A 21,275-nucleotide genomic window follows, 5' to 3' on the forward strand; every position below is an offset into this window, starting at 1 on the left:
CCCATGGCCTGGATCGACCCTGTCATGCACGCCTTCGTCGTGCTGAACGGTTTCAGTACCACCCCGTACGGCCTGATCATCCTCGCGTTCTTCGCGGCCTACCTGGGTGGGCTGGCCATGGAGCGGATTCCGTTCACCAGGCGGATCATCGAGCGGCGCGAGGCCGCCGCCCGCGAGGGAAGCCGCTGACGGCACCCATAGGATTACTGCCATGAGCGCGCAACGACTGGACGGCAAGGCAACCGCGGCGAAGATCAAGGCCGACCTGACGGTTCGGGTGGCCGCGCTGAAAGAGCGGGGCATCACCCCCGGCCTCGGCACGGTGCTGGTGGGCGACGACCCGGGCAGCCAGATCTACGTGGCGGGCAAGCACCGCGACTGCAACGAGGTGGGCATCGCCTCCATCCGCAGGGACCTGCCCGAAGACGCCACCCAGGCCGACGTCGAGGCCGTCATCGACGAGCTGAACGCGATGCCGGAGTGCACCGGCTACCTGGTCCAGCTTCCGTTGCCCAGGCACCTGGACACGATGCCGCTCATCGAGCGGATCGATCCGGCGAAGGACGCCGACGGGCTGCACCCGGTCAACCTCGGCCGCCTGGTCCACATGGTGGACGCGCCGCTGCCGTGCACGCCGCGGGGGATCGTCGCGCTGCTCCAGGAGTTCGGGGTACCGACCAAGGGCGCGGAGGCCGTCGTGGTCGGGCGCGGCATCACGGTCGGCCGCTCGCTCGGGCTGCTGCTCACCCGCCGCAGCGAAAATGCCACGGTCACCCTCTGTCACACCGGCACCCAGGACCTCGCCGCCCACGTCCGCCGCGCCGACATCGTGATAGCGGCGGCCGGAGTACCGGGCCTGATCACCGCCGACATGGTCAAGCCGGGCGCCGCCGTACTCGACGTGGGTGTGTCCCGAGTAGACGGCAAGATCGCCGGCGACGTCGCCCACAACGTCGCCGAGGTCGCCGGCTTCATGGCCCCCAACCCAGGCGGCGTCGGCCCCATGACCCGCGCCATGCTCCTCACCAACGTCGTCGAGGCCGCCGAACGCCAGTCCCCCTGACCCCGGCGGCCAGTGGAGTGCCTACCCTCACAGGCATAAGGCTGCCGCCCCGGACTCACGCACCCTCACAATCGCCGAGACCTCCGATTTCGAACTGAATGAAGTTGTCGCCTGCGCCGTGAGAACCAGCAGGTCAACAAGTATGCTCCCCGCACGCGCGGGGATGGTCCGAGTGGTGCGTACATGGCCCTGGCGACGTTCAAATGCTCCCCGCACGCGCGGGGATGGTCCTCCCGCACGCCCGAACTCTTGCCGTGCTGGGTGATGCTCCCCGCACGCGCGGGGATGGTCCCCCCTGCCTGTGCGACCACCTACACGACGCACAATGCTCCCCGCACGCGCGGGGATGGTCCGCGCGCCGAGAAGGAGCGCGAGGCGGCGGAGAAATGCTCCGCGCACGCGCGGGGTGGTCCTCCGGTCTGGCGGATGCCCTGGATCAGGTTCGTATGCTCCCCGACACGCGGGGATGGCATGCCGGGTGCTCCCTGCACGCGCGGGGTGGTCCGGCGAGAAGAAGATCGCCCGCTTGCACGTCGGGATGCTCCCAGTGCCCGGGGGGTCTGCATGCCCTCAGAAGCCAGGCCCGGCGGTGGTGGTCGGCCTGCCTGCGGTACCGATTACCCCGTGCCCGGGGCGGCGGCCTGCACCGGCAGGCCACCCAGACCGCCGTAGGCGGCCTTCGTCCGATCCGTGGGGCGCCGAGCAGAGCTGCCGATGTGGCCCGTCGTCCCTGGTGGCGTGCCGCCGCCCCGCCGGTTTGGGCGGGGCGGTTTGGCACGTTCCTGTGGGGGCCGCTCAGGAGGCCCGGCGGCCGGCGGCGGTGGGGGCGGTGGTGGTGTGGTTGCCGCCTTCGGGTTGTGGGGCGGGGGCGCGTTGCGGTGGGACCACCGGGGTGGGGCGGACCAGGCCGAGCGCGACGACCTCGTTGGCCAGCCGGGTACGCCGGTTGGTGCCCTCCGGGATGCGGAACTTCTGGTACAGCCGGAGCAGGTGCTGTTTCACCGCCGCCTCGGTGACCACGAGATCGTCGGCGATCTCGCGGGCGGTCGCGGGGGCGACGAACGCCTCGTCCGACAGGGCCGGACGGCAGAGCGACGTGAGCACGTCGACCTCGCGCCTGGTCAGCTCGGGCGCGGCGGCCCGGCGTAGTTCCACCTCGGGTGTGAAGTCCTCCCTTGGGATGCCACCGATCCTCGCCCGGGCCGCGCCGAAGGAGACGACGTCGCCGTCGTCGAGCACCCTCCTGGCGATCGGCCTGCCGTTGACCCGCGTGCCGTTGCGGGACAGGCCGAGATCGACCACATAGAGATAAGGTCCGCGCCGGACGAACTCGGCGTGCAGGCGTGACACGCTCGGGTCCGTCAGCCGGACGTCGACACCACGGCCTCGGCCGACCGTGGTGATCTCGGGGCGCAACGGGACCACCTCGCCTGTGTCCTCGATGCGTATGAACGGCCCCTCCACGGCAGTTCCTCCCCAGGTAGCCCGCCGTATCTTCTGCTATAGCTCCGGCTTACCCAAACGAGGGGATGGGGAATCGCCTTTGCCGTAAGGAGAATCCGGCTCGAATTTAGCGTTGACCCCCAACCGAGGTTTTGCCAGCTCACGGGTAGACTTCGGGCGACGATACGCGGAGGAAACACACAATGAACGCAACTTCCCCCGAGGGGGCCGCCGGAGGCGGAGCCTCGCGGGCGACAGCGGACAAACCCACCAAAGGTCTCGCTGATGTCGTCGCCGCGTCAACAGCGCTGAGCGACATCGACGGCCGGGAAGGCCGGCTGTTCTATCGCGGCTACGACATCCACGACCTCGCCGGCCGTACGACCTTCGAAGAGACCGCGCACCTGCTCCAGTGCGGCGCCCTTCCCAACCGGCAACAGCTCGCCGCGTACGGCGCCGGCCTGGTAGAGGGTCGAGCGCTGGGGGCGCTGGTCGAGGCGAACATCCCCGAGATCGCCGAGAAGATGGAACCGATGGAGGCGCTGCGCACGCTGGTGTCGCTGGCCGGAGCGGAAGACCCTGACAAGTCCGCAAACTCCGTCGACGCCAACCTGCGCAAGGCCGCCCGCCTCACCGCCCAGCAGCCGATCCTGGTCGCCCGCTACCACGCCGCCCGCACCGGCAAGAGCGTCCCCGACCCCGATCCCCAGTTGAGCATCGCGGCCAACTTCCTGCTCCAGATCACCGGGTCCACGCCCGACCCGCGAGCGGTCGAGATCTTCGACGCCTGCCTGGTGCTGCACGCCGATCACACGATGAACGCCTCGACGTTCGCCGCCCGGGTGTGCGCCGCGACGCTGTCCGACATGCACTCGGCCATCGTCGCCGCCATCGGCACGCTCAAGGGCCCGCTGCACGGCGGGGCCAACGAGCAGGTCATGCGGACCCTCCAGAGCATCGAGCCCGGCAATGTCGCACAGACCGTCAAGGACATGCTGGCCGCGCACGAGAAGATCATGGGCTTCGGTCACCGCGTCTACAAGACCGAGGACCCCCGGGCCACCCACCTGCGCAAGATGTCGCAGGAGCTGGCCGAGGCCCACGGCGACGACACCTACTTCCGGATGTCCCGGGAGATGGAGCAGGTCGTCCTGGAGGAGAAGGGACTCTTCCCGAACGTCGACTTCTACGCGGCCACGGTCTACCACTATCTTGGGATACCCACCGACCTGTTCACGCCGGTGTTCTCGGTGAGCCGCATGTCGGGATGGACCGCACACGTGATCGAACAGCACGCCGACAACCGGCTGATCCGTCCGGACAGCGAGTACATCGGCGAGCGGGACCAGAAGTGGGAACCGATCGACGCGAGGTGACCGGACTGCAGCGGACCGGCTGGGGAGCGTACGCCGTCGTACTGACGGGTACGCTCTTCGGCTTGGCCGCTGCCCTGTTCGGTGCTCCCACCGAGGTAGCGGTGCCCTTGATCGGCGTGTTCTTCCTGATCGGGGCACTGTTTCGCGGCGTGCTCCCCGAGGCGCGGGCGAGCCGGCTCGCCGTACGCGCCAAGGCGACCGACGTCGTGACCCTCGGACTGCTCGGCCTATTGCTGGTCTTCGGCGGTCTGATGCTCCTTGTGCCCAGGGAGTGGATCGTCGGATGACCGGCCGACCGGCGGCACCTTCGTGACCGTCCGATAGCCTCAACGGCCAGTGAGCCTCATAAGGGACCGTACTGGCCAGTGTTAGTTCAGAAGGGGAACCACAGGCATGCCCAAGATCAAGGTAGCGGGACCCGTCGTCGAGCTTGACGGCGACGAGATGACGCGGATCATCTGGCAGTTCATCAAGGACCAGTTGATCCTTCCCTACCTCGACGTCGATCTCAAATACTACGACCTCGGCATCGAGCACCGCGACGCGACCGATGACCAGGTCACCATCGACGCCGCCAACGCGATCAAGCAGTACGGGGTCGGCGTGAAGTGCGCCACGATCACTCCCGACGAGGCCCGGGTCGAGGAGTTCGGCCTGAAGAAGATGTGGAAGTCCCCGAACGGGACGATCCGCAACATCCTCGGCGGCGTGATCTTCCGTGAGCCGATCATCATGTCCAACGTGCCGAGGCTCGTCCCCGGCTGGACCAAGCCGATCGTCGTCGGCCGTCACGCCTTCGGCGACCAGTACCGCGCCACCGACATCAAGATCCCGGGTGAGGGCACGCTGACCCTCACCTACACGCCCAAGGACGGCTCGGAGCCGATCGAGCTGGACGTGTACGACTTCCCCGGCGGCGGCGTCGCGATGGCGATGTACAACCTGGACCAGTCGATCCGCGACTTCGCCCGCGCGTCCATGCGGTACGGCCTGGACCGTGGTTACCCGGTCTACCTGTCCACCAAGAACACGATCCTCAAGGCGTACGACGGCCGGTTCAAGGACATCTTCGCCGAGGTGTTCGAGTCCGAGTTCAAGGCCGACTTCGAGGCCGCCGGGATCACCTACGAGCACCGGCTGATCGACGACATGGTGGCCGCCGCGCTCAAGTGGGAGGGCGGGTACGTCTGGGCGTGCAAGAACTACGACGGCGACGTGCAGTCCGACACGGTGGCCCAGGGCTTCGGCTCGCTCGGCCTGATGACCTCCGTGCTGATGACCCCCGACGGCAACACCGTCGAGGCCGAGGCCGCGCACGGCACCGTCACCCGGCACTACCGCCAGCACCAGCAGGGCAAGCCCACTTCCACCAACCCGATCGCCTCGATCTTCGCGTGGACCCGTGGCCTGGCCCACCGCGGCAAGCTGGACAACACGCCCGCGGTGAGCGAGTTCGCCGAGAAGCTGGAGCAGGTCTGTGTCGAGACCGTCGAGGGCGGTCAGATGACCAAGGACCTCGCGCTGCTCGTCGGCGGTGACGCCCAGTGGCTGACCACCCAGGACTTCCTGGCCGCGCTGGACGAGAACCTGAAGAAGAAGATGGCGGTCTGAAACCCCGCCGAACGCACCGAGGGCCGCCGGCACGGCGGCCCTTTCGTGCTTTTTCCGGCCTTGCCGTGCACATGACATGAGGTAACGGGCGGGTAACTCGTTTCGACCTGACAGTTCCCAGTGCCACAGGACCCGTAAAGTTTCCCTGGTCGAGACTTTGCGAAACCTCCTTGGGGACATATAAATGCCGCAGATCGAGCCGCTCATCACGGGGGACCCGAGCAGACTGGGGTCGTTCCGGCTGGTCGGCAGGGTCGGCGAGGGTGGGCAGGGGGTCGTCTACCTGGGCGTCGCCGAGGACGGCGAGCAGGCGGCGATCAAGTTGCTGCACGTCAGGTTCAGCGGCGACACCAGCGCCCGGTCCCGGTTCGCCCGCGAGCTGCGCGCGGCCCAGCGGGTCGCCTCGTTCTGCACGGCACGCGTCCTGGAGGCCGATCTTGAGGGCGACGTGCCGTACATCGCCAGCGAGTACATCGAGGGCCGCTCGCTGCGCGAACGGATCGACACCGAGGGCCCGATGCGCGGCTCCGCCCTGGAACGGCTGGCGGTCGGCACCGCGACCGCGCTGACCGCGATCCACCACGCGGCGATCGTCCACCGCGACTTCAAGCCGGACAACGTGCTGCTGGCCGCCGACGGCCCCCGGGTGGTGGACTTCGGCATCGCCCGGATCATCGACTCCACCGGCACGATCACCAGCAAGGCCATCGGCACCCCGGCCTACATGGCCCCCGAGCAGATCTCCGGCGACGACGTCGGCCCCTACACGGACGTGTTCGCCTGGGGGGCGACGATCGCGTTCGCGGCCACCGGGGTCACGGTCTTCGAGGGCAGTTCGATCGCGGTCGTGCTGAACCGGGTGCTCAACCACGAGGTGGACCTCGGGGTCATGGACGAGCCGCTGCGCGGCGTGGTGCGCTCGGCGCTGGACAAGTCCCCGCGCAACCGGCCGACGGCCGACCAGCTCCTGCTGCGCCTGCTGGGGCGTCCGGAGAGCGGCGGCGCGTCGCCCGCGGTGCTGAACCAGGGCGTACAGCGGGCGGCCCCCGGCACCGGCGGCGACCCCCGCGGGGCGGCCGACCCGGAGACCACCCGCCAGGCCCGCCTCCCCGGCGCCCCGCCCCGCCGTACCGACACGAACCCACCCCCTTCCGGCCACTCCCAGCCGCCCTTCGACCGCCCCGCCGCCTATCCCAGCGGCCCCGTGGGGACCAGCGGGAATGCCGCCACGCCGTACCCTGGCCACCCGGCCGGGCACCCCGCGCCGCCGTGGTCCCAGCACACGCCCGTGCCGCCCCCCGGCCCCGGTGGGCCGCTGCCCGCGCCCCCGCTCATCGGATCCTCCATCCCCACCCCCATCCCCGTGCCGCCCGCCGTCCACGACGGCCGGACCCGCCCCGTGCAGAACCGGCGCTTCCCCGTCAAGACCACGGTGGTCACGCTCGTCGTGCTGGCCATCGCCGGGCTCGGACTCCTGGCGTGGATGGGCCTGCTGCCGTCGTTCTTCGGCTCGTCAGCCCGGAGCGGCGAGTCGACCGGCGTCCAGAAGCCCGGCGCCGCCCCCGATTCGGTGCTGGACCGGGCGGAGGGGACGGAACCGTTCACCGTCGGCGTGCGCGACGGGCTGCCCGGCATCGCCCTGAACTCCGGCAAAGGCGGCGAACCCGCCTGGGCGGGCTTCGAGGTGGACCTGGCCCGCGAGATCGCCCGCGCCCTCGGCGTGTCGCCGCAGCGTCTCACCTTCAAGGCGACCGACCGGGCCCAGCGCCCCGCGCTGCTCGCCGGGGGGGACGTGGACATGGTGGTCTCGACCTACTCGATCAACAAGGTGGACGAGGTCACCTTCGCCGGACCGTACTACCTCGCCCATATCGACGTGCTGGTCAAGGACGGGTCGTCCATCAGCACCGTGAAGGACCTGGAGGGCAAACGGCTGTGCCAGCCGGGGGCCGCGTTCGCGGTCAAGACGGTCCTGCGCGTGGTCGACCACGTCGATCTGGTGCCCGTCGCCGACTACTCTCAGTGCATGGACCGATTGAGGACCGGTCGCGTCGATGCCGTGCCCGGCGATGACCTGCTGCTCGCCGGCTTCGCCAACCGCGAGAAGCTCCGGTACAAGGTCGTCGGCCTCAAGCTGTCCACCGAGCGGTACGGCGTCGCGCTGCGCGCGGGCGACGTGCGCGGCTGCCAGGCCGTCCAGCGGGCCATCACCGCCCTCTACCGAAAAGGAACGGTCAAAAGCCTGCTGACCCGGCATTTCGGCAACGTGGAGTTCGCTCCGGAGGCCGAGGTCCCCAGGATGCAACCCTGCCGATGAAGGGCCGGGTGAGGGACCGGTAACATCCGAGCGTCACCATATCGACCCGCGAGTTGGGGGAAGGCAATGCCGCAGACTCCCGTCAAAGTCACCGTCACAGGCGCGGCCGGCCAGATCGGCTACGCGCTGCTGTTCCGCATCGCATCGGGCCAGTTGCTGGGCCAGGGCGTCCCGGTACGGCTGAGCCTCCTGGAGATCCCGCAGGCGGTGAAGGCGGCGGAAGGCACTGCGATGGAGCTCGACGACTGCGCGTTCCCGCTGCTCGCCGGGATCGACATCAGCGACGACCCCAACGTCGCCTTCGAGGGCGCCAACGTCGGGCTGCTGGTCGGCGCCCGCCCGCGTACCAAGGGCATGGAGCGCGGTGACCTGCTGGAGGCCAACGGCGGCATCTTCGGCCCGCAGGGCAAGGCGATCAACGACCACGCCGCCGACGACGTGCGGGTGCTGGTCGTCGGCAACCCGGCCAACACCAACGCGCTGATCGCCCAGGCGCACGCGCCCGACGTGCCCGCCGCCCGGTTCACCGCGATGACCAGGCTCGACCACAACCGCGCGCTGTCGCAGCTCGCCGGCAAGCTCCAGGTCCCGGTCGCCGACATCAAGAAGATGACCATCTGGGGCAACCACTCCGCCACCCAGTACCCCGACCTGTACCACGCCGAGGTCGGCGGCAAGGTCGCCGCCGAGCAGGTGGACGACGCCTGGCTGCGGGACACCTTCATCCCGACCGTGGCCAAGCGGGGCGCGGCCATCATCGAGGCCAGGGGCGCCTCCAGCGCCGCCTCCGCCGCCAACGCGGCCATCGACCACGTGTACGACTGGATCAACGGCACCCCCCAGGGCGACTGGGCCTCCGCCGCGGTGCCCTCCGACGGCTCCTACGGCGTGCCCGAGGGCCTCATCTCGTCCTTCCCGGTGGTCTCCAACGGCGGGGCCTGGGAGATCGTCCAGGGCCTGGACATCGACCCCTTCTCCCGCGAGCGCATCGACGCCTCCGTCGCCGAGCTGGCCGACGAGCGCGAGGCCGTCTCCCGGCTCGGCCTGCTGTAGATCCCTGTGCGTGTGTGCGGTGCGGGGCGTCGATCCGATCTGCTCCGCACCGCGCCGCCGAGCCTTGTGGAAAAACGTCGCCGCCGCCTGCCCTTTACAGCCGTACTTTATCGCCGGTAATTACCATCAAATGGTGTACGGCGCAGGTGAGCGGTGAATTAGCTCGCGATTACCGCATATTATCGACCGCCCGCGGAAGCGCGCCCAGGCCGCCCGGTCCCAGAGACGCACGGTGATAGGGATGACACCCGGCGTGTCGGCGGGAGCCGAGGTGGCGGGGGCCCCAGAATGATCGCTGGGAGATTACCGGGGGTGGGGTTTCATGCGGCGTCTCGCGGCGGGCGTTGTGGCTGGGGTGATAGGCGCGGGCGCCTGGATGGGGACGGGCGCGGGGGCGGCGAGCGTCCCGTACGACCCGGTGCCGGGGGAGACCTGGGCCGAACCCTGGCCTCCCGCCGAGCCGGCCGCGACGCCGGCCGCCACCCCACCGCCCGCCGAGCCGCCCGCCGCCGCACCGCAGCCCGCCGGGGCGGATCTTTCCGTGCGGATGACCTCCTACCCGAAGGTCGCCCAGCCGGGCCGCCCGCTGGGCTACCGGATCGACGTCGGCAACGCGGGCCCCGGCCCCGCCGTACGCCCGGAGCTGCGGGTCCGGCTGCCGGAAGGGGTCAAAGTGCTCAGCGTGGACGTCGCCGAGTGCAAGCCCGGCACGGCGGGCCGGGCGAGTGAGATCGTCTGCTCCTCGGGGGCCGACGTGCTGAAGGGCGGGCACGGCACGCTCAGCGTGGTCGGGCAGGTCCCGGCGGACGCCAGGGGCGCGCTGCGCGCGGTGGCCACCATCAGGTCGCAGGCCGTGGACGGCGACGCCGCCGACAACACCGCCGAGGCGGTCAACCGGGTCGGCGAGGGCGCCGACCTCGCGGTGCGCCTGACCAGGCTGGGCGGCGGCCCCGCGCGGTCGTACGCCCGCGGATCGCGCCGTGCGCCGGTCGCCACGCCGGGGCGGCGGGTGCCCGGGGCCAGGGTACGCGCGGTGGTGATGAACCACGGGCCGCAGGCCGTGCGGGACGGGCAGCTTTTCGTCCGGGTGCGCGGAGCCCGGCTGGTCGCCTCCGAAGGGGCCAGGTGCGGGGCGCACGCCGGATACGTGGGCTGCCGGCTGCACACCGTGCCGGTGGGCGGCGGCACGCGGGTGCTCATGGTCTTCGCGCCCGCCGCGAACGCCCGGCACGCCAGGCCGATGACCGCCGCCGCGATGGTCTACTCCGCCGTGCTCGGCGACCGCAGGCCGGACAACGGCAAGGCCCGACTGCGCGTCCCGCTCACCTGAGCGGGCCCGTTCAGGCCGAGGTCAGCGCGGACCAGGCGTCGGAGACCATCGTGTGCAGGTCGGGGCGGTCGGGCTTCCAGCCGAGTTCGTCCTGGATGCGCTCCGCGGAGGCGACGAGCACGGCCGGGTCGCCAGGGCGGCGCGGGGCCGGCGTCACCGGGATGGGATGGCCGGTGACCTCGCGGCAGGCGGTGATGACCTCCAGGTTGGAAAAACCGGTGCCGCTGCCCAGGTTGTAGATGGCGTGCCGGCCTTCCTGGCAGGCGTCCAGCGCGAGCAGGTGGGCATGGGCCAGGTCGGCGATGTGGATGTAGTCGCGGATGCACGTGCCGTCCGGCGTCGGGTAGTCGTCCCCGAACAGGCTGAGGGAGTCGCGCCTGCCGAGGGCGACGGCCAGGACGTTGGGGATGAGATGCGTTTCGGGGGAGTGGCGCTCGCGGTAGACGCGGCCGTCCGGGGCGGTGTAGGCGCCCGCGACGTTGAAGTAGCGCAGGCTGGTCGCACCGAGGCCGTGCAGGCGCGCGTAGACCGTGAGGGTGGTGTCCACGGCCAGCTTGGTGGCGCCGTAGGGGCTGGTCGGGCGGGTGGGGTCGGTCTCGCGCATCGGGGTGCGCTCCGGCTCGCCGTACGTCGCGGCGGTTGAGGAGAACACGATGCGCCGGACGCCCGCGACCCGCATGGCCTCAAGCAGGGCGAGCGTGCCGCCGAGGTTGGACTCCCAGTACAGCCCGGGGTTTTCCACCGACTCGCCGACCAGTGACTTGGCCGCGAAGTGGACCACGCCGTCGAAGCCCGCCTCGCGCAGCACCGCCCCCGCCTCGGTGATCGACCCCTCGACGAACCCGGCCCCCGCGGGCACGGCGTCGGCGTGGCCGGTGGACAGGTCGTCGAGCACGACCACTTCGTGGCCCGCCTCCAAGAGCTGGGCGGCGACGACGCTTCCGATATATCCCGCTCCGCCGGTGACCAGCAGCTTCACTACGCGCTCCCGTATGTCGGATTGTGGTGGAATCTGTTTGATTTTGTACGGCTGGTGTGCCCAGCATACGCGCTTTCGTTCTCGGCCTGGCTCGAAGCATCCGGGTACGCTGACACCTCACTGCCACTATCGGCCCGTGCGGAACCGGATGCCCGCGTGAACAATGTCGTCGCCAACATCGCGTTGGTGCTGGTCTTCATCCTCATCGGCGGCTTCTTCGCCGGTGCGGAGATCGCGCTCGTCTCCCTGCGGGAGAGCCAGATCAGCAAGATCAGTGAGAAGGGCCGGCGCGGCGCGAGGGTCGCCAGGCTGGCCAACGACCCCAACCGGTTCCTGTCCGCCGTGCAGATCGGCGTGACCGTGGCCACCATGCTCTCGGCCGCGTTCGGGGCCGACACGCTGGCCTCGGAACTGGTGCCGGTGGTCGCCGGCTGGGGGGTGCCCGGCGGGATCGCCCCGCCGCTCGCGCTCGTCCTGGTCACGCTGGCCATCTCCTACGTTTCCCTGGTGCTCGGCGAACTGGCCCCCAAGAGGCTCGCGCTGCAACGCGCCGAGGGCCTGTCGCTGCTGGTGGCCCCGGTGCTGGACCGGCTGGCGGTGCTGTCCCGGCCGGTGATCTGGCTGCTGTCGAAGTCCACGGACCTGGTGGTCCGGCTGCTCGGCGGCAACCCCGAGACCGACCGGGAGGCGATGAGCACCGAGGAACTGCGCGACATCGTGGCCGGGCACCAGGAGCTGCCCCAGGACGAGCGGCGGCTCATCGTGGAGGTCTTCGCGGCGGGCAAGCGGCAGCTTCGCGAGGTGATGCGGCCGCGCACCGAGGTGGAGTTCATGTCGGCGGACACCACGCTGGCCGAGGCCGCCGTGCTGGCCGCCACGATGCCGCACTCCCGCTTTCCGGTCTTTCGCGAGTCCTATGACGACGTGCTGGGGTTCGTCCACGTCAGGGACCTGCTCGACCCGGTGCTGACCGGCCGTACCGAGCCGATCAGCGAGCTGGTGGCGATCCGGCCGGTCAAGATGGTCCCGGCCACCAAGCGGGTGCTGCCCACGCTGTCGGAGATGCGCGACGAGGGGCACCACCTGGCCATGGTCGTGGACGAGTACGGCGGCACGGCCGGCATCGTCACCCTCGAAGACCTGGTCGAGGAGCTGATCGGCGACATCAGGGACGAGTACGACGTCGAGGACGACCAGGCCGTGCGGCTGCCCGCCGGGGAGATCGAGATGGATGGCCTGGCCAACCTGGACGACGTCGCCGAGGAGACCGGCATCCGGCTGCCGCGCGGGCCCTACGAGACGCTGGGCGGGTTCATGATGGCGGCGCTCGGGCACGTGCCCGAGCACGGCGACGTGGTCGACTTCCTGGGGTTCCAGCTCTCCGTCACCGAGATGGACGGCAGGCGGGTGGCGAGGGTCCGCATCACCCGCCGCCCGATGGCCGGCCCCGAGCCGCCGCCGCCCGCGCAGGAGGGGGAGGCGGGGCCTGTCGAGTCGCAGGAAGGCACGGAGAACTGACACAATCGAGGGCTATGGCACGTCCTCGCGTACTCTCCGGCATCCAGCCCACGGCAGACTCCTTCCACCTGGGCAACTACCTGGGTGCGGTCCGTCAATGGGTGACCATGCAGGAGACCTATGACGCGTTCTACTGCGTCGTGGACCTGCACGCGATCACCGTTCCGCACGACCCGGCCGAGCTGCGCCGCCGCTCGCGCGTGGCCGCCGCCCAGTTGCTGGCCGCCGGGCTCGACCCGGAGCGCTGCACGGTGTTCGTGCAGAGCCACGTTCCCGAGCACGCCGAGCTGGCCTGGGTGCTCAACTGCCTGACCGGCATGGGCGAGGCCGGGCGGATGACCCAGTTCAAGGACAAGTCGGCCAAACAGGGCGAGAGCGCGGCCAGTGTCGGGCTGTTCACCTACCCGATCCTCCAGGCCGCCGACATCCTGCTCTACCAGGCCGACCGCGTTCCGGTGGGGGCCGACCAGAAGCAGCACCTGGAGCTGACCCGCGACCTCGGCCAGCGGTTCAACCACCGGTTCGGCGAGACGTTCACGCTGCCCCAGCCGCACATCCTCAAGGAGGTCGAGAAGATCGCCGACCTCCAGGACCCGACGGCGAAGATGTCCAAGTCCTCCTCCAGCCCGCAGGGCATCCTCGACGTGCTGGAGGCTCCGGGCACGCTGCGCAAGAAGGTCATGCGGGCGGTGACCGACACCGGCACCGAGGTGCTGGCCGACGACGACGGCAAGCCGGGCGTCACCAACCTGCTGCGCATCCAGTCGGCGCTGACCGGCACGCCCATCCCCGAGCTGGAGGCCCGCTACGCCGGGCAGGGCTACGGCACCTTCAAGAAGGACGTGGCGGAGGCCGTGGTGGAGGCGTTCACGCCGATCCGCGAGCGCACCGAGAAGCTGCTGGCCAACGAGGCCGAGCTGGACCGGCTGCTGGCCATCGGGGCCGAGCGCGCGGGCGCGGTGGCCCGGGGCACCATGGCCACGGTCCGCGACCGCATCGGGTTCCTGCCCCGCGCCTGACGCTCTTGTCACCGACCTCGCGCCTGACCTCGTGCGGGGTGGGTAGGGCCCGGTCATGGGCGGTCCGGTAGAGCGTGTGTCGGCGCGCGTGGCGGCGGCGCGGGAGCGGGGGAGCGGGGCGCTGCGGCGCTTCAGGGTCAGGTGGGCGTGGCTCGACCACCTGATCCGCACCGTGCAGCGCTACCAGGTCACCTCGGCCGACCGGCTGGCGGGCGCGGTGACCTACTTCGCCTTCCTGTCCTTCTTCCCGCTCATCGCGCTGGGGTACGCGCTGCTCGGGTACGTCGTGACGGTCAGCCCGAACGCCCAGCACGCGCTCCAGCGGGCCATCGAGGAGCAGTTGCCCGGCCTGGCCGGGCAGCTCAGCCTCCAGGACGTCAGCCAGGCCCGGGTCGGCGCGGGGATCATCGGCCTGCTGGGCCTGCTCTACTCCGGGCTCGGCGCGGTGGACGCGCTGCGCGAGGCGCTGCGCGAGGTCTGGCTGACCACCCGGCCCCCGCTCAACTTCTTCCTGGCCAAGCTGCGCGACCTGGTGGCGCTCGCGCTGGTCGGGGCGACGCTGCTGATCTCGGTGGGCGTCGGCGGCGCGGCCACCGGGGCCACCGCGACGGTGGCGGACTGGACGGGTCTGGCCGATGCGCCGGCCGGGCAGGCCGGGGTGTGGGTGGCCGGCGTGGTGGTGAGCGTGGCCGCCGACATGCTGGTCTTCCTGGTGGTGCTCGGCTGGCTGGCCGAGGCGTCCCAGCCGCTCGGGGTGCTGCTGCGCGGCTCGCTGCTCGGCGCGGTCGCGTTCGGGCTGCTCAAGCAGGTCGCCACGCTGGTGCTGGCGAGCACGCTGCGCAACCCGGTCTACGGCACGTTCGCGGTCGTCGTCGGGCTGCTGGTGTGGATCAACCTTTCCGCCCGGATCGTCCTGTACGCGGCGGCCTGGACCGCGACGGCCCAGATGGGCCCGCCGCCCGAACCGACCCCCGTGCCCTCTAACACCACCGCCCGCCATACCTCCTCGGCCTGAACGGCGGGCCCTCGCTCAGCCTGAACGGCGGGCCCGGCGACGTCCTCTGGCGCGGCGCTCCAGCCCGTACAGCACCCAGGCCAGCCCGCCGATCAGGCCCACCCCGATCACCACCAGCATGGTCGTGTCCTGGCGTCCCTTGGGGGCGGCCACGGGCGCGGCGGCGGGCGTCTGCGGCCCCGGGGCCCCGGCCCGCGCGTCCACCGGCTTGGTGGGCACCACCTCGGGCAGCGGCGCGACCAGCTCCCCGACCGGGGTCACCTTGCCGCGCGCGGCGAACCCCCAGTCCAGCAGTTCGCCCACCTCCTCCCAGAACGACCCCTCGTGCCGCATGACCACGACGATGATCGTGTGCGCGCCGCGCCGGGCGGCCCCGACGAAGCTGCCCTGGGCCTTGGTGGTCCAGCCGTTCTTGATTCCGATCATGCCCCGGTACTTGCCGAGCAGCCGGTTGTGGTTGGAGATCTGGTAGTGCTTGCCCTTGGGGGCGGGGAAGTCGGCGGTCCGCGTGCTCACGTACCTGCGGAAGTCGGCGTTGGCCAGTCCGGCGCGGGCGATCAGCGCCAGGTCGTAGGCGGAGCTGCGCTGGCCGGGCTGGTCCAGCCCGCTCGGCGTCTTGGCCACGGTGTCGCGCGCCTGGAGGCGGCGGGCCACGGAGTTCATCTCGGCCATGGTCTCGCCGAGGCTCCCGTTGGCCTCGGCGAGCGCCATCGCCGCGTCGTTGCCCGAGGACATCATCAGCGCCAGGAACAGGTCCTCGACCCGGTAGCTGCCCTTGACGTGCAGGCCGACCGCGCTGCCCTCCTGGTTGCAGGCGTTGCGGCTGGGCTTGATCCTGGTGTCCTTGTCCAGCTTGGGGATCAGCGTGAGCGCGGTGAGGGTCTTCAGCGTGCTCGCCGGGCGGTAGTGCCCGTGCGGGTCCTTGGCGGCGAGGACCTGCCCGGTGGTCGCGTCGGCGACCACGTAGGCGCTGGCCTTGCTCTTGGGCGGGGGCGCGAGGCCGGGCGGCAGCGACTCGGGCAGCACGGTGCCGCGCCCGCCGAGTAGTCGCCCGCCGACCGGCTGGGCGGCCCCGGCCGCACCGGCCTCCGGCTCGGGCTCGGCGGTCGCGGGTACGGCCTGCGGACCCGGTCCCTGGTAAGCGGTGGTCGCCGTGGCCACGCCGCTCTGGACGGTCGTGGCCAGGATCGCCGTGACCAGCAGTGCGGCGGCTGATTTCAGGTGATCTGTCCGCATATTGAGCCCAGCGTATCTTCTGCGCGGAATTGCATGTGACATCACTTCCCAGTGCGTCCGGTGGACTACCTGGTGTACGCCACGCTTGATACTGAGCACATGCAAATGTCACGAAGGATCGCCGCATTTCTCCTGGTGGTTGCCGCTTTCATGATCTTTGAGTGGATCAACCTTGGCTTCAACCTCGCGGACGGCCACGCCACCGCGTTCTATGTGGTCCACGGCATCCTGATCGGCGTCAACATCCTCATCGCGCTGGCGCTGGGCGTCATCGGCTGGCGGGCGCTGCGCCGCCGGTGAGCAGCCCGATGGTGGCCCGGAACAGCTCCTCGGCCCGCTCCCGGGAGTCGCCGATGCTGGTGAAGCCGAGCTTGCCGTGCTCGGGTACCGCGCCGAGCAGGTGCAGCACGTTCCCGGTACGGCCGGCCCGGTCGAACCCCAGCCCGGCCCGCTCCAGCATCGCGACCACCTCGCCCGCGGAGCGGCCCCGCAACCGGGGCGAGGAGCAGTTGTCCGTCGCCACGTAGTACTTCGGCCGCCCTCCGGCCACCAGCGTCCCGGTCCCGGGGTCGTAGGAGGCCCCGGTGGTGAGCAGCGCCGCGCCGAAGGGGTGCGTGGTGCCGCCGAACCTCAGGTTGATCTCGCACAGCAGCGCGCCGTACCCGCCGTCGGTCTTCAGCGCGAAGAAGTCCATCCCGAGCAGGCCCACCACGCCGCGCTCGGCCAGCACCCGCGCGACGCGGCGGGCGCACTCGCCGACCTGCCGCCGGTAGAGGTCGCGGGCCGGGAAGGTGCAGCCCTGGTAGACGTCGGAGTTCGCGCCGCCGAACACCTGGTCGTGGGTGGCCACCACGTCGAAACGGCCGTCCGGGGTGATCTGGGCCAGCGCGCTGGGGTGGTACATCGGCCGGTGCTCGATGAACTCCTCGATCACCGCGCCCCGCTCGGAGATCTTGCGGGCGAAGCTCTCCCAGGTCTCCCCGGCGGCGGAGAAGACGGTCGGCGACTCGGTGAGGGCCGTGCCGGGCGTGCCGGCCACCACGGCGTTGCCGAGCCCGGAGTAACTGTCGTTGAGCTTGACGATCAGCCGGTCGCCCGCCCGGAGCGCGCGGGCGGCCCGCTCGGCGTCCGGCAGCGAGTACAGGTCGCCCGCGCCGCGCGGCATCGGCACCCCGGCCTGCGCGCCGATCGCCCGCCCGCCGCTCTTGGAGCCGAGGTGGGCCAGCTTCGCGGGCGGCCCGTACACGGGCAGGCCCAGCATGTCGGCCAGCCGCTCCTCGTGCTCGCTCACCACGAACGGCACCAGCCAGGCGTCGGCGCCGGGCCCGACGATCTCGCGCAGCCGCCCGAGCAGGTCGCTCCTGCGGACGATGGACCTGGTCAGCGGCTGCGCGCCGGGCTCGCCCGTACTGATCATGTGCAGCCGGGCGCGGGCTCCCGCCGGGTCATCCAGGAACCCCAGGTAGTACTCGACGATCTCCTCGTCCACCGGCCGGGAGGACAGGTACACCACGCGGACCCCGGGCCGCCGGAGGGTCAGCAGCAGGAAGAGCAGGCGTTCCTCGTAGGAGGTGATCCCGGTGATGCCGCGTAGCTCGTCCTGGGGGAGGGACAGGGAGGGCACGACCACCAAGGTCCCTTCGCAGGGCCGGAAGATGCTGAGCCGCGCATGCTTCTCCGCGAAAGGGATATTCGCCATCACAAGCGGAGTTAAGCACGCATTTCTCCATGTGCCATGAGCCGACGAGGTGCGATCAACCGCACCAGAAGGTGACCGTAATCAGGAGGTCGGCGGGAGTTTAGGACGGTGCGGAACGGGTGCCGGAGTAGTGGGGGAGGGCTATGGGACGTGGTTCGTTCGGGTGGTTCGGTGGGGATCCTCACGGAGAGCCACCGTGGGGGGATACAGTCGAGTCATCACCTGCGCGCACGTCGGCATTCGTTTTCTGGACGGCCGGGGGGGCAGGTTCACGGGGCGGCGGCCGGGTGATCGAAACCGGCGAACCACTGGAAATCGATATGTATCGCGGCGTCCTTCCCGACGACGCCGTGTGGAAATAGGACGGTGACCGATGCGGGGACGGGATCTGCGAGGGGAACTCGACGCGTTCCTCGCCCAGGCTGAGCCAGGGCTCATCGACTTCCGGCGCGACCTGCACATGCACCCGGAGTTGGCGTTCGCCGAATACCGCACCACCGAGCGCATAGCGGCCCGGCTGAGCGAGGCCGGGCTGGTGCCCGCCGTGCTCCCCAAGGGGACCGGGCTGATCTGCGAGGTCGGCGACGGCGACGGGCCGACCGTCGCGCTGCGCGCCGACATCGACGCCCTGGCGCTCGCCGACGAGAAGGACGTCCCGTACCGCTCCACCGTGGCCGGGGTGTGCCACGCGTGCGGGCACGACGTGCACACCACGATCCTGCTGGGCACCGCGCTGTTCCTGGCCGGGCAGGCGGCGGCGGGGCTGCTGCCCGGGCGGGTCCGGATGATCTTCCAGCCCGCCGAGGAGCTGCCCGGCGGCGCGCTGGAGGTGCTGGCCGCGGGCGGCCTGACCGGCGTCGGCCGGATCTTCGGCCTGCACTGCGACCCCAGGGTCGACGTCGGGCACGTCGGCCTGCGGGCCGGCGCGATCACCTCGGCCTGCGACAAGGTGAAGATCAGGGTCAAGGGCCCCGGCGGCCACACCGCCCGCCCGCACCTCACCGCCGACCTGGTGTTCGGCCTGGCCAAGATCCTCACCGAGCTGCCCGCCGCGCTGTCCCGGCGGGTCGATCCGCGCTCCTCGCTCAGCCTGGTCTGGGGGCGGGTCGCGGCCGGGTCGGTGGCCAACGCGATCCCCGACGACGGCGTCGCCGAGGGCACCGTGCGCTGCCTGGACGAGGCCGCCTGGCACACCGCGCCCGACCTGATCAAGGCGCTGCTGGAGCCGGTGGCGGGCCTGTACGGCATCGAGACCGAGCTGGACTACATCCGCGGCGTCCCCCCGGTGGTCAACGACGAGGACAGCGTGAAGCTGCTGCGCGAGGCGGCCGAGCAGGCGCTCGGCCGGGGCTCCGTGGTCCCGACCGAGCAGAGCCTCGGCGGCGAAGACTTCGGCTGGTACCTGGAGTCGGCCCCCGGCGCGTACGCCCGGCTCGGTGTGCGCGAGCCGGGCACCGCCGTCCGCCGGGACATCCACCAGGGCACCTTCGACGTGGACGAGAGCTGCATCGGCCTCGGCGTGCGGTTCATGGCCGCGACCGCCCTCACCGCGCTGTGGGAGGGCGGCCTTCCCGGCGGCGGACCGCAGGTCGCCGAGGCCGTCCGGGCCTGATCCCGGTGCTCAGAACCTCCCGGTCACCGGCAGCGTGACGGTGCTCTTGCCCGGCCACACCGTGACCCGCGTCCCCGCCGGATAGCGCAGGGTGTAGTCGCGGTCGGTGGACAACAGCACCACGCCGATCCGGTGACCGGCCTTGAAGATGTGGTCCTGGGCCTGGAAGTCCCACCGGAAGTCGTGCGCCCTGCCCGGCCGTACCGGATCGGTGCGGTCGGGGCGGTGGCGGTTGCGCACGTCGAGCCAGCCCCGGCTGACGATCTTGAAGGGGGCCTCCACCGTGACGTGCTCACGGGTGATCAGGCACCCGATGTCGCCGGGCACGCTCTCGCCGTAGCAGTACTGCTGCCCCGTCGTGCGCAGTGCGCCGGTGGCCCGCACGTCGGTGCCGTAGTCCACCAGCAGCGCCGTCAGGTACGGCGAGCGCCCGCCGTCCAGCGCCGCCCTGACCTTGATCGTCGGCGTCCCGGACAGCCGCACGTCCCTGCGCAGTACCGGGGTCGCGTAGGCCAGCCGGTTGGGGTCGGCCGCGTCCGGATCGGCGGCGAGCTGCTCGGCGGTGCGGGTCTTCTGGTCCACGAACGACTCGGCGGCCCGCGCCGGCTTGAGCGGGATCGTCACCGGGCGGGTGCCCGGCAGCGGCCAGGACGCGTGCCGTCCCCACTGCCCCGCCGCGTACTCCACGTCGGCCTGCGGCTCCCGCATGATCCCGTTCCGGACCCCGTGCAGCCAGTGGTCGAACCAGGAGTGCAACTGGCGCAGCCACTCCTCGGTGCGGAAGCTGAACGGGTTGGTGTGCGCGCCCTGGGTCAGCCAGATCTTGCGCGGCACACCGCGCTCGGCCAGCGCGTCCCACCACTGGGCGGCGTGCTTGGTCTTGACGTTCCAGTCGTTCAGCCCGTGGACCAGGAACACGCTGGCCCGGACCTTGCGCACGTCGTTGAGGTAGTTGCGGGCGTCCCAGAAGCGGCTGTAGTCGCCGGTGACCCGATCCTGGTCGGCCTCGATGCGGTCCATCAGCGCCCCGCACGCCTGCTGGCCGTCCGCTCTGGTCAGTACCGTCCTGGCCAGGACGTCGGCGTCCTCGCCCTGGAAGCCGCCGGGGGCCAGCACGCCGCCGTTGGCGCGGTAGTAGTCGTACCAGGAGGAGATCGCGGCGATCGGCACGATCGTCTTCAGGCCGGGCACGCCGGTCGAGGCGACCGCGTTGGGCAGCGTGCCGTTGTAGGAGACGCCGATCATGCCGACGGCTCCCGTGGACCAGGTGGCACGCACCGGCTCGCCGTCCGCGTCGAAGCCGCGGGCCCGGCCGTTCAGCCAGTCGATCGCGGCCTTGGGGCCGAGCGTCTCGTTGCGGTCGCCGGTGGTCGGGCAGCCGGTGGCCCGGCCGCTGCCGACGTTCTCCACCAGGGCGATGGCGTACCCGCGCGGGACGAAGTAGTTGTCGTAGTAACCGTCGAACGCCACGGCCCGCGTCGCGCCGATGCTGTCGAGCAGGTCGGCCCGGTTGCGCGCGATCAGCCCGGCGGCGTCCTGGTTCTCCTCGTCGATGTCCACATTGTGGTTGGGGATGTTGTTGAGCGGGGCGTAGTAGGGGCTCGCCTCCATGATGACGGGCACCTTCAGCCCCTGCTCGGTCTCCTTGGGCCGCATGATGTCCACGGCGACCCGGTCCGCCCGGCCGTCGGCGTCGCTGTCCACGCCGGCGACCTCGACGTAGACGGTCTGGGTGATGGCGTCGGCGCGGGAGAAGACCGGTTGGGTCGCCCCGTTCTCGACCTTGATCGCCGGGGTGCCGGCGTGCGCGGGGGGCGGCGCGGCCCCCAGGAGTAACAGGGCCAGCGGTACGGTCAGTGCCTTCCAGCCACGCATGGGTGCTCCTCTGGATGAGGTCGTCGCGAGTGTGTCGCGAGGCTTACGTGTGGAATGTCCTGCATGATCAGGGCGCTGGCAAGATCCCCGCCGAGCGGTCTGGTCACAGTCGCGCCTGAGGTCGATAAC

The 21,275-nt window shown here is 70.9% G+C and carries 18 protein-coding genes and 1 CRISPR repeat array; of the genes, 13 read left to right on the top strand and 5 right to left on the bottom strand.

All coding sequences use genetic code 11. From position 1 onward, the window contains the following. The first annotated feature begins 3 nt into the window (after positions 1–3). Positions 4–189, top strand: coding sequence for a hypothetical protein (locus tag ACH34R_RS05960; protein WP_111169236.1), 186 nt, complete (start codon positions 4–6; stop codon positions 187–189). Positions 190–211: 22 nt separating this feature from the next. Then, complete coding sequence (locus ACH34R_RS05965; RefSeq protein ID WP_397560263.1) at positions 212–1,063, top strand: bifunctional methylenetetrahydrofolate dehydrogenase/methenyltetrahydrofolate cyclohydrolase; 852 nt, start codon at positions 212–214, stop codon at positions 1,061–1,063. Positions 1,064–1,205: 142 nt separating this feature from the next. Next, positions 1,206–1,536: direct repeats of the CRISPR family, unit length 28 nt; unit sequence ATGCTCCCCGCACGCGCGGGGATGGTCC. A gap of 322 nt (positions 1,537–1,858) precedes the next feature. Here ACH34R_RS05965 and ACH34R_RS05970 read toward each other — a convergent pair. Then, complete coding sequence (locus ACH34R_RS05970; protein WP_397560264.1) at positions 1,859–2,527, bottom strand: FHA domain-containing protein; 669 nt, start codon at positions 2,525–2,527, stop codon at positions 1,859–1,861. A 182-nt stretch (positions 2,528–2,709) separates the two neighbouring features. Between ACH34R_RS05970 and ACH34R_RS05975 the strand changes: the two genes are divergently transcribed. The 6 genes from ACH34R_RS05975 (at position 2,710) to ACH34R_RS06000 (ending at position 10,193) form a co-directional block, all read left to right on the top strand. After that, positions 2,710–3,882, top strand: coding sequence for a citrate/2-methylcitrate synthase (locus ACH34R_RS05975; RefSeq protein WP_397560265.1), 1,173 nt, complete (start codon positions 2,710–2,712; stop codon positions 3,880–3,882). Then, positions 3,879–4,169, top strand: coding sequence for a DUF3017 domain-containing protein (locus ACH34R_RS05980; protein WP_158558314.1), 291 nt, complete (start codon positions 3,879–3,881; stop codon positions 4,167–4,169). Before ACH34R_RS05975 ends, ACH34R_RS05980 begins: the two co-directional genes overlap by 4 nt. A gap of 106 nt (positions 4,170–4,275) precedes the next feature. Next, on the top strand, positions 4,276–5,493 hold the full coding sequence (locus ACH34R_RS05985) for an NADP-dependent isocitrate dehydrogenase (protein WP_397560266.1): 1,218 nt from the start codon (positions 4,276–4,278) through the stop codon (positions 5,491–5,493). A 184-nt stretch (positions 5,494–5,677) separates the two neighbouring features. Continuing rightward, positions 5,678–7,810 carry a protein kinase gene (locus ACH34R_RS05990; RefSeq protein WP_397560267.1) on the top strand — a complete coding sequence of 711 codons (2,133 nt, stop codon included), beginning with the start codon at positions 5,678–5,680 and terminating at the stop codon, positions 7,808–7,810. 66 nt (positions 7,811–7,876) lie between these two features. Further along, the gene (locus tag ACH34R_RS05995; RefSeq protein ID WP_397560268.1) at positions 7,877–8,863 is read left to right on the top strand and encodes a malate dehydrogenase; all 987 of its coding nucleotides are present in this window, start codon (positions 7,877–7,879) and stop codon (positions 8,861–8,863) included. A 346-nt stretch (positions 8,864–9,209) separates the two neighbouring features. Then, the gene (locus ACH34R_RS06000) at positions 9,210–10,193 is read left to right on the top strand and encodes a hypothetical protein (RefSeq protein WP_397560269.1); all 984 of its coding nucleotides are present in this window, start codon (positions 9,210–9,212) and stop codon (positions 10,191–10,193) included. Positions 10,194–10,203: 10 nt separating this feature from the next. Here ACH34R_RS06000 and galE read toward each other — a convergent pair whose 3' ends face one another. Further along, positions 10,204–11,172: a UDP-glucose 4-epimerase GalE gene (galE, locus tag ACH34R_RS06005; RefSeq protein ID WP_397560270.1), complete on the bottom strand. Its 969-nt coding sequence runs from the start codon at positions 11,170–11,172 to the stop codon at positions 10,204–10,206. 156 nt (positions 11,173–11,328) lie between these two features. Here galE and ACH34R_RS06010 point away from each other — a divergent pair, with 156 nt between their 5' ends. From ACH34R_RS06010 to ACH34R_RS06020, 3 genes are all read left to right on the top strand, one after another. Further along, positions 11,329–12,690 carry a hemolysin family protein gene (locus tag ACH34R_RS06010; protein WP_397560271.1) on the top strand — a complete coding sequence of 454 codons (1,362 nt, stop codon included), beginning with the start codon at positions 11,329–11,331 and terminating at the stop codon, positions 12,688–12,690. Between the two features lie 14 nt (positions 12,691–12,704). After that, positions 12,705–13,709, top strand: a complete 1,005-nt coding sequence (trpS, locus tag ACH34R_RS06015) for a tryptophan--tRNA ligase (protein WP_397560272.1) — start codon at positions 12,705–12,707, stop codon at positions 13,707–13,709. Positions 13,710–13,785: 76 nt separating this feature from the next. Beyond that, a complete protein-coding gene (locus ACH34R_RS06020; protein WP_397560273.1) occupies positions 13,786–14,724 on the top strand; it encodes a YihY/virulence factor BrkB family protein in 939 nt (312 codons plus the stop codon). 15 nt (positions 14,725–14,739) lie between these two features. Here the strand turns inward: ACH34R_RS06020 and ACH34R_RS06025 are convergent, their stop codons facing one another. After that, positions 14,740–15,960: a D-alanyl-D-alanine carboxypeptidase family protein gene (locus ACH34R_RS06025; RefSeq protein ID WP_397560274.1), complete on the bottom strand. Its 1,221-nt coding sequence runs from the start codon at positions 15,958–15,960 to the stop codon at positions 14,740–14,742. A gap of 60 nt (positions 15,961–16,020) precedes the next feature. On the opposite strand from ACH34R_RS06025, the gene ACH34R_RS06030 reads away from it, so the two are divergent. After that, positions 16,021–16,260: an SCO4848 family membrane protein gene (locus ACH34R_RS06030; protein ID WP_233507927.1), complete on the top strand. Its 240-nt coding sequence runs from the start codon at positions 16,021–16,023 to the stop codon at positions 16,258–16,260. Here ACH34R_RS06030 and ACH34R_RS06035 read toward each other — a convergent pair. After that, on the bottom strand, positions 16,229–17,590 hold the full coding sequence (locus ACH34R_RS06035; RefSeq protein ID WP_397560275.1) for a peptide ligase PGM1-related protein: 1,362 nt from the start codon (positions 17,588–17,590) through the stop codon (positions 16,229–16,231). The two genes, ACH34R_RS06030 and ACH34R_RS06035, sit on opposite strands and share 32 nt — an antisense overlap. 442 nt (positions 17,591–18,032) lie before the next feature. Between ACH34R_RS06035 and ACH34R_RS06040 the strand changes: the two genes are divergently transcribed. Then, the gene (locus ACH34R_RS06040) at positions 18,033–19,271 is read left to right on the top strand and encodes an amidohydrolase (RefSeq protein WP_397560276.1); all 1,239 of its coding nucleotides are present in this window, start codon (positions 18,033–18,035) and stop codon (positions 19,269–19,271) included. 9 nt (positions 19,272–19,280) lie between these two features. Here the strand turns inward: ACH34R_RS06040 and ACH34R_RS06045 are convergent, their stop codons facing one another. After that, positions 19,281–21,146 (bottom strand): Xaa-Pro dipeptidyl-peptidase, encoded by a 1,866-nt coding sequence (locus ACH34R_RS06045; RefSeq protein ID WP_397560277.1) that lies wholly within the window; start codon positions 21,144–21,146, stop codon positions 19,281–19,283. Positions 21,147–21,275: the final 129 nt, after the last annotated feature.

The sequence above is a fragment of the Spongiactinospora sp. 9N601 genome, assembly GCF_044326295.1.
Taxonomy (GTDB): Bacteria; Actinomycetota; Actinomycetes; order Streptosporangiales; family Streptosporangiaceae; genus Spongiactinospora; species Spongiactinospora gelatinilytica.